Consider the following 13,096-nt stretch of genomic DNA (forward strand, 5'->3'; position numbering starts at 1 on the left):
ATCATCTTCCGGCTCGAGGGTCAGCGTCGTCTCGCAAGATCGCGGTAGCGGCAACCGGCATACGGCCGCGCGTGAAACCATAGGAGCTCAGCAAAACAACTGAACCAGTCCAGATGGCGACTAGCTCGCCGGCCGATCTTTCCAGCATTTCTGAAATCTTGTTGGTCGTGAAGAATGGATCGAAAATGCGATCGGCGATATCCTTCGGGATAATGGCCCGTCAGTATGGCCAGCTGCTGTTCATGAAGCACGCCCTGTTTGCCGCTATGCTCGCAATGGCGGCGTCGGACCGGTTTCGCCTGATCCCGGCGCTCGAGACCGGCATCGACAGCGGTTCTAATAAAATGGCTGTCGCTAGGCTTCGAAGAAGCCTTTGGGCCGAGGCGGCAGCAGGAGTGGTCATACTCGGATTGGTCGGGTGGCTTGGCACGCTTGAGCCGCCTGACGGCAGCTGACGGGTAGAGACGGTCGCGAGCATGCCGCCACCAAATTAAGTCCTTGACCCTGACATGGTGTCAAGGACTACATCCCTATGCGTCGAACAGGAGAAGGCAATGACCAACCCGAAATCAACGGCGCATGCAGGCCACGGCTGCTGCGGAGGAGGCGGCAAAAAGGCCCACGATCAAGCGGTCGGTCAGGTGAAGGATCCTGTTTGCGGTATGAGTGTGGACCCGTCGGCCACGCCGCACCATGCTCACCACGAGTATCAGGAATATCACTTCTGCAGTGCAGGCTGCCGCACGAAGTTCGTGGCCAATCCAGAGGCTTATCTGAACGATGCGCCTCGGCCCGAACCTGAAGCGACGCCAGGCGCGATCTGGACGTGTCCGATGCACCCTGAGGTCCGGCAGGAGGGCCCAGGAACCTGCCCGATCTGCGGTATGGCACTCGAGCCCGAGGAGCCGTCGCTCGACGACGCGCCGAACCCTGAACTCGTGGACTTCACCCGCAGGACGTGGGTGGCAGGCATTCTTACGATCCCGCTGCTGCTCGTCTCGATGGTTTCCGAATTGCTCGGCTTCCATTTCGTGCCTGGCGAGTGGAACCACTGGGTACAGTTCGCGCTCACCGTGCCGATCGTGCTTTGGGCCGGCTGGCCATTCTTCGAACGTGGGTGGGCCTCGATCCGCACGCGCAACCTCAACATGTTCACGCTGGTCGCGATCGGAGTCGGCGCGGCGTTCCTCTACAGCCTCGTCGCCACGGTCGCACCGCGGCTTTTCCCACCAGCGTTCCGAATGCATGGGATGGTGCCAGTCTACTACGAGGCCGCAGGCGTGGTAGTCACGTTGGTGCTGCTTGGCCAGGTCCTCGAGCTTCGTGCTCGTGCCGCGACCGGCCGCGCGATCCGTGCACTCATGAACCTGGCTCCGAAGACGGCTCGCCGCATCGCCGCTGATGGCTCGGAGGAGGAGCTTCAACTTTCGGAGGTCATGCAGGGTGACCGCATCCGGGTGCGCCCGGGCGAAGCCGTTCCAGTGGACGGTGTGGTAGTCGATGGGCGTTCTTCGGTCGATGAGTCCATGCTCACAGGCGAGCCCGCGCCAGTGGCCAAGACACCCGGATCAAAGCTTACGGGCGGAACTGTCAACTCCACAGGCAGCCTGGTGATGGAGGCTCAGGCGGTCGGTTCCGATACGATGCTCGCGCGGATCGTGAAGATGGTCGCCGAGGCGCAGCGCAGCCGCGCGCCCATTCAGGCGGTCGCCGATCAGATATCCGGCTGGTTCGTGCCACTGGTGGTGGCGATCGCAGTCGCGACCTTCGTGATCTGGAACCTGGTCGGCCCCGAACCGCGCTTCGGTCACGCGCTCCTGAACGCCATCGCTGTGCTCATCATCGCCTGCCCGTGCGCCCTGGGGCTTGCGACCCCGATGTCGATCATGGTCGGCACCGGCCGGGGGGCCCACGCGGGAGTTCTGGTGAAGAACGCCGAAGCGCTGCAGGCGCTTGAGAAGGTCGACACGCTGGTGATCGACAAGACCGGCACGCTGACCGAGGGCAAGCCAAAGCTGATCGCTATCGAGACGGTCGGCGGCTTCGACGAAGACGAACTGCTGGCCCTCGCGGCAGCGGTGGAGCAGCGCTCCGAGCATCCGCTCGCACATGCGATCGTGGTCGCGGCGGAGGAACGCCGGATTGAAGTGCCGACAGCGGAGGCGTTCAACTCGAAGACTGGCGCTGGTGTGGTGGCCAAGGTAGCCGGTCGGTCGGTCGCCATCGGCAACGCTGCGATGATGCGGGCGGTTGGCGCTGCACCAGAGGTTATCGAGGAGGCGGCCAAGGTGCGGCGATCCGAAGGGGCTGGCGTCATGCTCATCGCGGTGGACGGACATCTGGCCGGCATGCTCGTGGTCACTGATCCCGTGAAGGCGTCTGCGCGCGGAGCGATTAGCGATCTTCATGCCGAAGGGCTGCGCATCGTGATGTTGACGGGAGATGGCCGCGGCACCGCGGAGGCGGTGGCCATGATGATTGGCGGTATCGACGAGGTGCATGCCGACCTAAAGCCGGAAGACAAGGCAAGAATCATAGGCGAGCTCAAGGCGAAGGGCGCCGTGGTGGCCATGGCCGGAGACGGCATCAACGACGCACCGGCGCTTGCTGCGGCAGACGTGGGTGTAGCCATGGGCACGGGCACGGACGTTGCTATCGAGAGCGCGGGCATGACACTGACGAACGGCGATCTAGCGGCCATGGTCCGAGCGCGCCGGCTGGCAAAGGCCACGATGCGGAACATTCGCCATAACCTGTGGTTCTCGTTCGTCTTCAATGGGGTCGGTGTGCCAGTCGCGGCCGGGGTGCTGTACCCGGTGGCTGGCATTCTGCTCTCGCCCATGCTGGCAGGCGCTGCGATGGCGCTCTCGTCATTTGCTGTGGTGACGAATGCATTGAGGCTTAATAGGGTGCGGTTGTGAACATCGGCCAAGTTTCAAATGCGAGTGGCGTCTCGCAGCGAATGATCCGCCACTACGAGAAGATCGCGCTGATACCCGCGCCCCCGCGCCGGGACAGCGGCTATCGCGACTATTCGGACGCAGATGTCGCGAGGCTGCGGTTCGTCGCCCACGCCCGCGACCTCGGCTTCCCTATCGAGGAGATCCGAGCGCTGCTAGGCCTATGGCTAGACAAGTCGCGATCAAGCGCAGACGTGAAGGCGGTCGCCGCCGCGCGCGCTGCGGAACTGGGCCGCAAGGCCAAGGCACTCGAGCAAATGCGCGCGACGTTGCTGGACCTTGCAGCGAAGTGCCATGGGGACGAGCGGCCTGACTGCCCGATTATCGAGCAGCTTGCCGACTGAGCGTATCACTCCGGAGAGGGCCATCTTGCGGTGATTGGCTGATATTTCGAGATGGCTGCGGTGCAAACGCTGGTGTTGCACCGGTCGTTTAATCGCGGCCTTGATGGCAATAGAATTGAAATTTCCGGGCCGGAGTGATCCTTAACTGTTCGCTAAGGACGAAATATATGGATCGGTTGCGGTAGCGCTTCGTTTCGGGTGGGGAGGGCCAGCAGTGACAAAGCCAGTATCCGTCCGAATCGCGAAACGTATTAAACTTTTCGAGCCTGCGCTGGTTCGTTATCAGCATGCTGTTGAACGGATACATCTGTTGGACCTGTCTTGCACAGGTGCGCTGGCCCATGGTGCCAACCCGCCCGCTGTTGGTACGATCATACGGATCGAATGCAAGACGCTCTCCATCGCCGCTCGGACCGCGTGGGTCCGTGGTCCTAAATATGGAGTGGCATTTCTTACCCCCCTATGCTCCGACGATGTGAATAATTTGATAGCGATCGCAGCAGCCATTCGCCCCGCTGCTACCCCAGGAAGGTCTCGAACCGGTCTCGTCTATCAGCGATGAATGAAGTGAATGCGCTTGATAAAGAGATACAGGTGACGACGACGCGGCTTATCAATGCGCGTTGTCGCCGTCCCCTTTCGGCATCAAATCCGCGAAAGTCATATCCAGCCCACGCACGCGCCCATGCTAGCCCGTCGCTGCGACAAAACGGTTGATAGTGCTGACTATCATGCAGCCTTATGAAGGACAATTGGATATATCGCGCTGCGTTCCCATAAGATACGCGCCTGGAGAGCGTCAACAATCTTCCGGAAAGCTGCTTTGAAAGCTGCTGGTTCATTCCATACGCGTTCCGGCGGCCAATCTGTATTGCAGGCGATCAGGTCATGGCGCCAGGCCAGCAGCTCGTCGTGATAGCGTCGCATGATTTCTGGCTTTATCTGTTCGCTGCACTGTTCCAGCAGCGCCGCTTCCGCTTTGCAATGCGCAGTCACGGTACGTGACAACGCCAGGCGTGCGCGGTTTAGTTTGTCAGAGCTGCGCGCTGGGAAGTCCTCAACGACCTCCAGAATGGCTCGCGCCAAATCGAGCATTTCACGATGTTGCACGTCTAAATACTCTGTCATCCTTGGCTCCCCCGGTTGGCGAACGCATTTTGTCGCAAAGCCGAACTTAAGAACGGGTTAAACGGTCAAGAATTTAGACCCAGTTTCAAAAACCTATCACTTGGACGGAGGTTGGTGCTGGACTTGGGGAACCGATTCAATCCAATCCAGACTCATACCGGCTGTCAGTCCAGGTCTCCAACCGATCCCTTCGCGCGGCTCTCACCAAAGCCTGGGGATCGTTCGAGACATGGGAGAAGGATTTCCGGCGGACGGGCCTGTCGCTGGCCGGTGGCTCAGGCTGGGTGATCCTCGCCTATAATCTCCATACCCGCTCGCTGCACAATCATTGGGCCTGGGATCATATGCATGGTGCGGCCGCTGGCGTCCCGATCCTCGCCCTCGACATTTACGAGCATAGTTTTCACATGGATTATGGTACGCAGGCCGCCAAATATATCGACGCCTGCTTCCGCAATCTCGACTGGGAAGCGGCCGACCGGCGCTATGCGCAGGCGGTCGGCGCCACCTGAGGTCGGCAGCGCCTATAGATATTTCGAGATCGTGCAAAATTCTTCGACGGCCGAACCCATGCCTTCCGTCGCCTGGGTGCGGCTGAGGCAATAGTCGAAATGATCGTGGATCGATGCCTTCTTGGCGCTGACGATCGCCTTTTCGACCGCCTGGAGTTGCTGGGCGATGTCTGCGCAGGGGCGTCCGCTTTCGATCATCCCGACGATGCTGCGCAGATGGGCACCCGCCGAGACAGCTGACGGTCTGTTGCTGGGGAGCGAAGTTGGATCGCTGAGAGGCTGATTTGGGTCGACACCAGAAGGTAGTGGGTAGGATGTGCCCAGTTCATTCACGCTTTAAGGCGCGAATGATCTGATTGAGCAAAACGTTGGAGGAGGGAGCGTAGTTCTGCGCTTTCCACCATTTCGGTAATTTGTCCCGCTAAAATCCATTGCCGCTGCCGGAAATCCATTTCTGGCCAGGTTTGGAGCTCCACCGTCACACGCATGGGGAATGTATAAACCGGGATCTCCATCGCTACCCCACATCCGACGTTCTTTCGCAGATGATATGTCTCGAACGGTGTTTTGGCGATCAAGCCTATTACGCCGGCCTCCTCGAATGCCTCCCGCGCCGCCGAAACGTGAGGTAACATTCCGCTGACCGTTCCCTTTGGTAGCACCCAGCGTCCCTTCCTTCGAGAGGTGATGAGCAACAGGAAAAGCCGATTGGCGTCATCTAGACGAAAAGGAATGGCTGCCGACTGAATCTTCTTCATGTGGGAGAATGTAGTTAAGCCGCGTGCATCCGCTACACATATTCCAACGAGATGCCATCCCTTACGCAGTGTCCGTAATTAGGTCAGAGCGCTTGGTTGAAGAACGACCGAAACGGGGGCAACAGCTGCCGAAAAAGCGGAACGTCAGCTGCTGGGGATCAAAAATCAGGCGCGGAGTGACCAGAAAGGGTCGACTGCTACCGGAAGCGAACGCGGAGTTGTGGAACTTACTCGAAATTCCGGCAGCGGTGCGGAACGACAGCTTCCAGTGGCAACAGACATCCTGATGTTGGCCGGTGCCAACGCTGGAAGATCGTCAGTAGCTATTCAGTTATTGTTTCGAACTGAAGTTGCATCCATGATCAGGCGACGATGAGGGGATTCAGTGGATGACCGTAGCACATCATGCGGTAGGGGATGCCGTACACAATGCCTGAACCTCGCTCGATATTTTCCGCTGCGGAGTCAGGACTCGGCTTCATCTATCAGCCCAGGCTAGCGCTGCTGAGGCTTTTGTCGCTGCCCGAAAGCACCTCGCTTCTCATCGAGAAAAGCGACGATCTCGAGTTTGACACGGCGAGCGGACGAAAGACCCTGGCGTCGCTGAAGCACAAGGCCGAGGGCGACAGGCTGACAGATTTGGACGTCGACTTCTGGAAATCCGTGAGGGTATGGCTGGCCTATTATGTCGACAACGGCAGGATCAGCTCTAACGCCGACTTCGTCTTGTTCACCACGGCGGTCATCGCGCCGGGATCGGAGCTGAGGCTGTTTGCGGAGGTAGATAGCGATCCGGCAGATCGAGCAGCAATGGCCGCAATGCTGCTAGATCGCAGCACCTCTGCGACGATCGGAAAGACCAAGGCGGATCTGGCCGAGCTGATGGAGGACGAACTCGTCGACTTCTATGGCCGGATCCTCATTCTGGACGGAAGCCCGCGTATCGACACGATCTCGCAGATCGTGCTCGACCAGCATCTAAGGACCGTCCGCCGGGACGTCCGGGGTCCGCTCTTCCAGCGGCTGGAAGGCTGGTGGATGGACTTGATGATCAAGGTACTCACCGCTGAGCGAATAGGCCCGGTCTACGGCCATGAGGTGTCGGACAAGCTCTCTTCGATTGCCGAAGAGTACCGGTCCGACAGTCTGCCCATCACCTTCCGCGGCCGGATGCCAGACGGGCGGATCGACGTCGCCAACGACACCCGCCTATTTGTTGAGCAACTCCGGGACCTCGACGTATCCCCCGCCCGCATCCAGAGCGCTATCATCGACTATTACCGCGCCTTCGAGCAGCGGTCGAGCTGGGCGCGGGAGAATCTGCTGATCTCGGGGGAGATGGAAGAATATGAGGATCGGTTGGTCGAGGAGTGGGGCCGCTTCCGGGATATCATCTTCGAGACTCTTCATGATGCCAGCGGGGACGACGCTTTCCGGGCGGCCGGCCGCCAACTCTACAAATGGGCCGAAACGGAAACGGGGGAACTGAGGATCAGGGAGCGTGTGACGGAGGCTTATGTCGTTCGCGGCGCCTTTCAGATTCTCGCCAACGCCCGTCCCATGCCACGGGTGCACTGGAATCCCGCCTTCATGAAGCGCCTCGGCGAACTGCTCGGGGTGGCCGCATGAAGCGGTGGGATCTTCGTCCCGTAGAAATCAGGAACCTGTTCAATCCGGCCTTCTGCGGCCTTGTCCTGTTCCGCGCGCTCGCGGCCTATGAGGACGAGGATGTGCGTGGCATGCCGTTCTCGCTAACGCTGCTCGTCCTGCCGCTATGCCTGCAGCGGGACGCGCGCGAAACCCTTGCCAAGGCGAATCGAAGCTATTTTCTGAAGATCGTTGCGGCCAATCCGCAGATGCTCGTCGATCTGCCGAAACGAACGACGGATCTCCTCCCGTTCGCGTTTGAGGCCCTTGGGGTGCTGATGCAGCTCGGCGCCCTCGTCGTCACGCCCGACGGTCGCCTGCGGACGGTCCGCGAGGGCGTCCGCAAGGGAATAGATGGCACTCCGGAGTCGATCTCCTGTCAGCGGGTGGCGAAATTCCTCGGTCGCGAATTCGCCCAGATTGGCGATCGCGTCACAATTTACACGACCTTGGGGGTCCGACCATGAAGATCAAGTCGATCCACCTCTACAGCTATGACGGTCGCAGGCGGGATGTGCAGTTTCACCTGAACGGCCTCAACGTCATCACAGGAAGGTCCTCGACCGGTAAATCGGCGCTGTCTGAAATCATCGAATATTGCATGGGGCGCTCGACCTTCAACATTCCCGAAGGAGTCATACGCGACCGAGTAAGCTGGTTCGCCGTCATCTATCAGTTCGCCGGAGAGCAGGTGCTGGTGGCCAAGCCGTCACCGGGCCCGGGCCGAAGCAGCTGCAGCACCGCTATGATCCGGCGCGGTGCCGATATCGCCGCTCCGGACTACGCTGATCTTCTGGTCAATGACGACGACAGCGGGGTCGAGACGCTTCTATCGCGCATGATCGGCATCCCTGAGAACACCACGGCGGTGCCGCTGGAGAACAGCCGCGAGAGCTATGACGCCAATATCAAGCATACCTATTACTATCTGTTCCAGAAGCAGACGATCGTCGCCAACAAGGACCAACTCTTCTACCGGCAGAACGAGCCGTTCCAACCGCAGGCGATCAAAGACACCCTGCCCATTCTCCTGGGGGTCTCCTCGAGAAATCGCTACGAGCTGGAGGCCCAGCTGCGCACGGTCCAGCGCGATCGCCGGCTAAACGGCAAGCTGCTCGATCAGGCCAGGGGCGCGGTCGAAACCGCCGAGGAACGCGCTCTCGGATTGATTTCGGAAGCGCGCAGCGTCGGCATATTCGCCACCGACCGCGGCGCCGGCGAGCCTGTCGTCAGCCTCCTTCGCGGCGCCCTGTCGTGGACGCCGACACCCGTGCCCGAAGACGACGGCCAAAGGGTCGCCACCATTGAGACAAACCTCTTCGGTCTTCGCGAGCAGCGTCGCGAGATTCAGCGACGGATCGACGCTACGGTCCAGTTCGCCAAGAGGTCGGCGGGCTTCGAGAGCGAGGCCGGGGAGCAGCGCGACCGTCTGGCCTCGATCAAGGCCCTGCCGAAAAGCAAGGAAACGGGCGAGTGGCAGTGGCCCTTCGCCGAAGCTAATCTGGCGCTATCCAGCCCTATCGCGAGCATGCTTCTCGCGGAGCTCGAGTCGCTAGACCAGGAAATGACCGCCGTTCGGGGCGAGCGACCTGCCCTGGACGCCTATCTCGTGGATCAGCGCACAGCGCTTCAGGCGGTTGGGGATCAGATCCGAACCAAAGAGGTCGAGCTGTCGGCGGCGATCGCCTCAAACGAGGTCATCGCGCAGATGGGTAATCGCAACAACGCCGCGTCCCGGGTCGTGGGCCGAGTCAGCCTCTTCCTGGAGAATCTCATTCCCGACGCCGAGATGGCGCGTCTTGAGGCCGAGGAGAAACGGCTGAAGGCGAAGGCCGACGATCTAGAACGGAAGATCGGGGCCGATGATTCCGGCGAAAGGCTGGCCTCGACGCTGAACAACATCTCTATGCACATGTCGCGCTACATCACCGATCTGGGCGGCGAGTTCGGCCAGTATCCGGCGCGCCTCGACATGCACAACCTGACCGTTGTGATCGACCGACCGAGCCGACCGATCTACATGCCTAGGACGGGCGGGGGCGAGAACCATCTTGCTTACCACTTGGCGGCCCTGTTGGCGCTTCACCGGTTCGCCGCCAACAACGATCAGCCCTTGCCGCGCTTCCTGCTAATCGATCAGCCGACCCAGGTCTATTTTCCGTCCGAGACCGTCTATGCCGCAGCCGGCGGATCGATCGAGAAGACAGAAACGGATGCGGATCTTGAAGCCGTCCGCCGCCTGTTCGAGGTGCTCCGGCGCTTTGGCGAGGAGGACGCCAGGGGATTCCAAATCATCGTGACGGAACACGCCAATCTTCGCGACGACTGGTTCCAGTCCGCCCTGGTCGAGCAACCCTGGACCAAGCCGCCGGCGCTCGTTCCGGACGACTGGCCGGACGAGAGCGACGAAAGCGCATCGGTCGAGCCGTCATAGATCGGTGAAACGAAGCCTCGTGGCGTTGGGCCTGCGCCACGACATTGCTCAAGGTCGGAACAAGCTAGCCGAGAATCTGCTCGGACCGCCGAATCAACAGAAGGCGGATTGCGCCCGTGTCGCAAATAATTGCTCACAGAGAGCCGACTAAAGCCAACGGTAGCACGCCGCGACGGTTGATGGATGACGATCTCCAAGTCCCGCCCATCGACGTTGGCCGACCGCAGGGCAGTATAGAAGCGCGCTCCAATTTTGATCGTGGCCCAAGATTGGCAAGAATGGTCAAATCTGTAGACTGATCACAAAGCTCAATTCTGGAGACTCCGAATGCCCCGTGTAGCTCTGTATGCCCGCTATTCCGACGACAAGCAGAGCCCTGCATCCATCGACGACCAGTTTTTGATATGCCGTGAACAGGCAGCGCGCGAAGGCTGGCGGATTGTCGCTAATTATAAGGATGCAGCGATCTCCGGCGCGAGCGTCATTCTCCGTTCCGGAATCCAGTCACTTTTGCAGGATGCGCAGATGGGGCGCTTCGACATCCTGCTTGCCGAGGCGTTGGATCGGGTGTCGCGCGACCAGGCCGACGTCGCCACGCTTTACAAGAATCTCCAGTTCGCCGGCGTGAAGATCGTCACCCTGGCCGAGGGTGAAGTTTCTGAACTGCATGTCGGCCTCAAGGGCACTATGAACGCGCTGTTCCTCAAGGATCTTGCAAAGAAGACCCATCGCGGTCTGCGCGGCCGCGTCGAGAAGGGCAAATCCGGGGGCGGGCTTTGCTTTGGCTATGACGTCGTGCGGCGCTTCTCCAGCGAAGGCGAACCGGTCCACGGTGAGCGCAGCATCAATGCCGCCGAAGCTGAAGTCATTCGCCAGGTTTTCCGACAGTTCGCCAACGGGCTCAGCCCCCACGCAATTGCCTGCCGCCTGAATGACTCCGGGATTTCAGCACCAACGGGCAAGCTCTGGACATCGACCACGATCCGCGGCCACGCCAAGCGCGGCACCGGCCTGCTCAACAATGAACTCTATATCGGCAAGCTCGTCTGGAACCGGCTGCGCTATCTGAAGAACCCGCAAACCGGCAAGCGGGTCTCCCGCATCAATCCCAAATCCGAATGGATTGTGACCGAGGTTCCTGACCTGCGGATCGTGGATGAAGAACTCTGGCAGGCCGTGAAGGCGAGGCAAGAGAATATCGCGATCCAATATGCCGACGTCATCGAGGCAACCCGCTCCGCCCATACAGCTCTTAATCGCACGCATCGCCCGAAAAGCCTTCTCTCCGGCTTGGTTTACTGCGGCTGCTGCGGCGGTCCTTATTCCCTTCGCGGGCAGGGGCGGTTTGCCTGTTCGAACCATGTTGATACGAAAAGCTGCTCGAACGGGCATAGCATCACGCGCGACAAGCTGGAAGCGCGCGTCCTTGATGGTCTGCGCGATCGCATGATGACCCCGGAAGTCGCGGCAGAGGCCATTCGGACCTATGTCGAGGAGAGTAACCGCATCAACCACCAGCGCCGTGCGTCGGAAGTCGCCGATCGAACGGACCTGCAGAAAGTCCTCAAGGCGATCAAAGGCCTTGTGACACTCGCGAAAGAAGGCAAGGGCACACGCGCGCTTGTCGATGAGCTTTTGGAGCTGGAAGCCCAGGAGGATGCGATCCGCGCTCGTTTGGCTGCGACCCCTGCTGACGTGCCCGACATCCATCCCAACATCTCCGAGATTTATCGGCGCAAGGTCGATCGACTGACGCACGCGCTATCACAGCCGGAGGAGTGCCAGGAAGCCGCCGATGCGTTGCGGGCGCTGATTGAGCGCATTGACCTGACGCCCGGCGCGAAGCGCGGTGAGGTCAATGCCGTGCTCTATGGCGAGTTTGGCAGGATCCTGGAGTGGATCGAACAGCGTCGATTGGCCGAGAATGCACAAAGCCCCGGCGCTTTGGCGCCGGGGCCTTGTGGAATGTCGGTTTCGGTGGTTGCGGGAGTAGGATTTGAACCTACGACCTTCAGGTTATGAGCCTGACGAGCTACCGGGCTGCTCCATCCCGCGACACGTGGTTGCCCCTTGGTTTTGGGGTAACGCAAAAAAGGCGGCTTTGGGGCCGCCTTTTTTGACAATGTGAATGGGTTTTTGCTGATTTTGCGCGAGCTTCAATGCCTGGCGACGCCCTACTCTTCCAGTGCTTGAGCAATAGTACCATCGGCGCAGACTGGTTTCACGGCCGAGTTCGGGATGGGATCGGGTGGGTCACAGACGCTATGGTCACCAAGCAATGAAGCTGGCGCAAAATCAGGGTTTATAATCGATACCGTGCACGGTGTTTTGTGTGTGTCGTGATTTCTGGCTGGCTTAAGAACCACGCCATCTCATTCAAGCTACCTGTTGCCAGTGCTGTCATTGATGGTGGGACTCTGCGATTCACGAATGAACCGTTTAAGCGCGAACAGAGCAATTAGGACTGGTTAGCTTCATGGATTACTCCACTTCCACATCCAGCCTATCAACGTCGTGGTCTACGACGGCTCGATGAAATCTTATCTCGAGGGAGGCTTCCCGCTTAGATGCTTTCAGCGGTTATCCCGTCCATACATAGCTACCCAGCTGCGCTCCTGGCGGAACGACTGGTACACCAGAGGTATGTTCAACCCGGTCCTCTCGTACTAGGGTCAACTCCTCTCAAATTTCGACGCCCACGGCAGATAGGGACCAAACTGTCTCGCGACGTTCTGAACCCAGCTCACGTACCACTTTAATTGGCGAACAGCCAAACCCTTGGGACCTGCTCCAGCCCCAGGATGTGATGAGCCGACATCGAGGTGCCAAACGATTCCGTCGATATGAGCTCTTGGGAATCATCAGCCTGTTATCCCCGGCGTACCTTTTATCCGTTGAGCGATGGCCCTTCCACGAGGGACCACCGGATCACTATGACCGACTTTCGTCTCTGCTCGACTTGTCAGTCTCGCAGTCAGGCGGGCTTATGCCATTGCACTCTAACAGACGGTTTCCAACCGTCCTGAGCCCACCATCGCGCGCCTCCGTTACTCTTTAGGAGGCGACCGCCCCAGTCAAACTACCCACCACAGAGGGTCCCTGTACCGGATAACGGTACGAGGTTAGACATCAGAAAACAGCAGGGTGGTATTTCACCTATGGCTCCACATCAACTGGCGTCGATGCTTCAAAGCCTCCCACCTATGCTACACAGCTCTTTCCTAATGCCACTCTGAAGTTGCAGTAAAGGTGCACGGGGTCTTTCCGTCTAACCGCGGGTACTCCGCATCTTCACGGAGAATTCAATTTCGCT

General features: G+C 59.7%; 11 protein-coding genes, 1 tRNA gene and 2 rRNA genes (1 of these 14 only partly in view). 8 read left to right on the top strand and 6 right to left on the bottom strand.

Annotation, left to right across the window (positions count from 1 at the left end):
- Positions 1–113: 113 nt before the first annotated feature.
- From BSY17_RS01450 to cueR, 3 genes are all read left to right on the top strand, one after another.
- Positions 114–455, top strand: a complete 342-nt coding sequence (locus tag BSY17_RS01450; RefSeq protein ID WP_069064055.1) for a CopD family protein — start codon at positions 114–116, stop codon at positions 453–455.
- 99 nt (positions 456–554) lie between these two features.
- Positions 555–2,921, top strand: a complete 2,367-nt coding sequence (locus BSY17_RS01455; protein WP_083216973.1) for a heavy metal translocating P-type ATPase — start codon at positions 555–557, stop codon at positions 2,919–2,921.
- A complete protein-coding gene (gene cueR / locus BSY17_RS01460; RefSeq protein ID WP_069064057.1) occupies positions 2,918–3,304 on the top strand; it encodes a Cu(I)-responsive transcriptional regulator in 387 nt (128 codons plus the stop codon). The genes BSY17_RS01455 and cueR overlap by 4 nt, the downstream gene beginning before the upstream one ends.
- A 729-nt stretch (positions 3,305–4,033) precedes the next feature.
- On the opposite strand, the gene BSY17_RS01465 is transcribed toward cueR, so the two are convergent.
- On the bottom strand, positions 4,034–4,432 hold the full coding sequence (locus tag BSY17_RS01465) for a hemerythrin domain-containing protein (RefSeq protein ID WP_150125687.1): 399 nt from the start codon (positions 4,430–4,432) through the stop codon (positions 4,034–4,036).
- A 161-nt stretch (positions 4,433–4,593) separates the two neighbouring features.
- On the opposite strand from BSY17_RS01465, the gene BSY17_RS20750 reads away from it, so the two are divergent.
- Positions 4,594–4,944 (top strand): superoxide dismutase, encoded by a 351-nt coding sequence (locus tag BSY17_RS20750; protein ID WP_237236251.1) that lies wholly within the window; start codon positions 4,594–4,596, stop codon positions 4,942–4,944.
- 12 nt (positions 4,945–4,956) lie between these two features.
- Here the strand turns inward: BSY17_RS20750 and BSY17_RS01475 are convergent, their stop codons facing one another.
- The gene (locus tag BSY17_RS01475) at positions 4,957–5,142 is read right to left on the bottom strand and encodes a metal-sensing transcriptional repressor (RefSeq protein WP_083216975.1); all 186 of its coding nucleotides are present in this window, start codon (positions 5,140–5,142) and stop codon (positions 4,957–4,959) included.
- 131 nt (positions 5,143–5,273) lie between these two features.
- On the bottom strand, positions 5,274–5,702 hold the full coding sequence (locus tag BSY17_RS01480; protein WP_069064060.1) for an NUDIX hydrolase: 429 nt from the start codon (positions 5,700–5,702) through the stop codon (positions 5,274–5,276).
- A 429-nt stretch (positions 5,703–6,131) separates the two neighbouring features.
- Between BSY17_RS01480 and BSY17_RS01485 the strand changes: the two genes are divergently transcribed.
- The 4 genes from BSY17_RS01485 (at position 6,132) to BSY17_RS01500 (ending at position 11,805) form a co-directional block, all read left to right on the top strand.
- A complete protein-coding gene (locus BSY17_RS01485) occupies positions 6,132–7,331 on the top strand; it encodes an ABC-three component system protein (RefSeq protein ID WP_069064470.1) in 1,200 nt (399 codons plus the stop codon).
- Complete coding sequence (locus BSY17_RS01490) at positions 7,328–7,816, top strand: three component ABC system middle component (protein WP_069064061.1); 489 nt, start codon at positions 7,328–7,330, stop codon at positions 7,814–7,816. The genes BSY17_RS01485 and BSY17_RS01490 overlap by 4 nt, the downstream gene beginning before the upstream one ends.
- Positions 7,813–9,783: a DUF3732 domain-containing protein gene (locus BSY17_RS01495; RefSeq protein ID WP_069064062.1), complete on the top strand. Its 1,971-nt coding sequence runs from the start codon at positions 7,813–7,815 to the stop codon at positions 9,781–9,783. The genes BSY17_RS01490 and BSY17_RS01495 overlap by 4 nt, the downstream gene beginning before the upstream one ends.
- 327 nt (positions 9,784–10,110) lie before the next feature.
- Positions 10,111–11,805: a recombinase family protein gene (locus tag BSY17_RS01500; RefSeq protein ID WP_083217015.1), complete on the top strand. Its 1,695-nt coding sequence runs from the start codon at positions 10,111–10,113 to the stop codon at positions 11,803–11,805.
- Here BSY17_RS01500 and BSY17_RS01505 read toward each other — a convergent pair.
- From BSY17_RS01505 to BSY17_RS01515, 3 genes are all read right to left on the bottom strand, one after another.
- Positions 11,762–11,838: transfer RNA gene (locus tag BSY17_RS01505), tRNA-Met, on the bottom strand. The two genes, BSY17_RS01500 and BSY17_RS01505, sit on opposite strands and share 44 nt — an antisense overlap.
- A gap of 106 nt (positions 11,839–11,944) precedes the next feature.
- Positions 11,945–12,059, bottom strand: a 5S ribosomal RNA gene (rrf, locus tag BSY17_RS01510).
- Between the two features lie 163 nt (positions 12,060–12,222).
- Positions 12,223–13,096 (bottom strand): 23S ribosomal RNA (locus tag BSY17_RS01515); it runs 1,922 nt beyond the window's last position.

The organism is Sphingobium sp. RAC03 (assembly GCF_001713415.1).
Taxonomy (GTDB): domain Bacteria; phylum Pseudomonadota; class Alphaproteobacteria; order Sphingomonadales; family Sphingomonadaceae; genus Sphingobium.

What these genes read in the sequence shown, in the direction of transcription:
- BSY17_RS01450 (WP_069064055.1), top strand. Translation starts at nt 114, where the DNA reads ATGGCGACTAGCTCGCCGGCCGATCTTTCCAGCATTTCTGAAATCTTG.
- BSY17_RS01465 (WP_150125687.1), bottom strand. Translation starts at nt 4,432, where the DNA reads ATGACAGAGTATTTAGACGTGCAACATCGTGAAATGCTCGATTTGGCG.
- BSY17_RS01455 (WP_083216973.1), top strand. Translation starts at nt 555, where the DNA reads ATGACCAACCCGAAATCAACGGCGCATGCAGGCCACGGCTGCTGCGGA.
- BSY17_RS01495 (WP_069064062.1), top strand. Translation starts at nt 7,813, where the DNA reads ATGAAGATCAAGTCGATCCACCTCTACAGCTATGACGGTCGCAGGCGG.
- BSY17_RS01475 (WP_083216975.1), bottom strand. Translation starts at nt 5,142, where the DNA reads ATGATCGAAAGCGGACGCCCCTGCGCAGACATCGCCCAGCAACTCCAG.
- BSY17_RS01490 (WP_069064061.1), top strand. Translation starts at nt 7,328, where the DNA reads ATGAAGCGGTGGGATCTTCGTCCCGTAGAAATCAGGAACCTGTTCAAT.
- BSY17_RS01485 (WP_069064470.1), top strand. Translation starts at nt 6,132, where the DNA reads ATGCCTGAACCTCGCTCGATATTTTCCGCTGCGGAGTCAGGACTCGGC.
- BSY17_RS01480 (WP_069064060.1), bottom strand. Translation starts at nt 5,702, where the DNA reads ATGAAGAAGATTCAGTCGGCAGCCATTCCTTTTCGTCTAGATGACGCC.
- BSY17_RS01500 (WP_083217015.1), top strand. Translation starts at nt 10,111, where the DNA reads ATGCCCCGTGTAGCTCTGTATGCCCGCTATTCCGACGACAAGCAGAGC.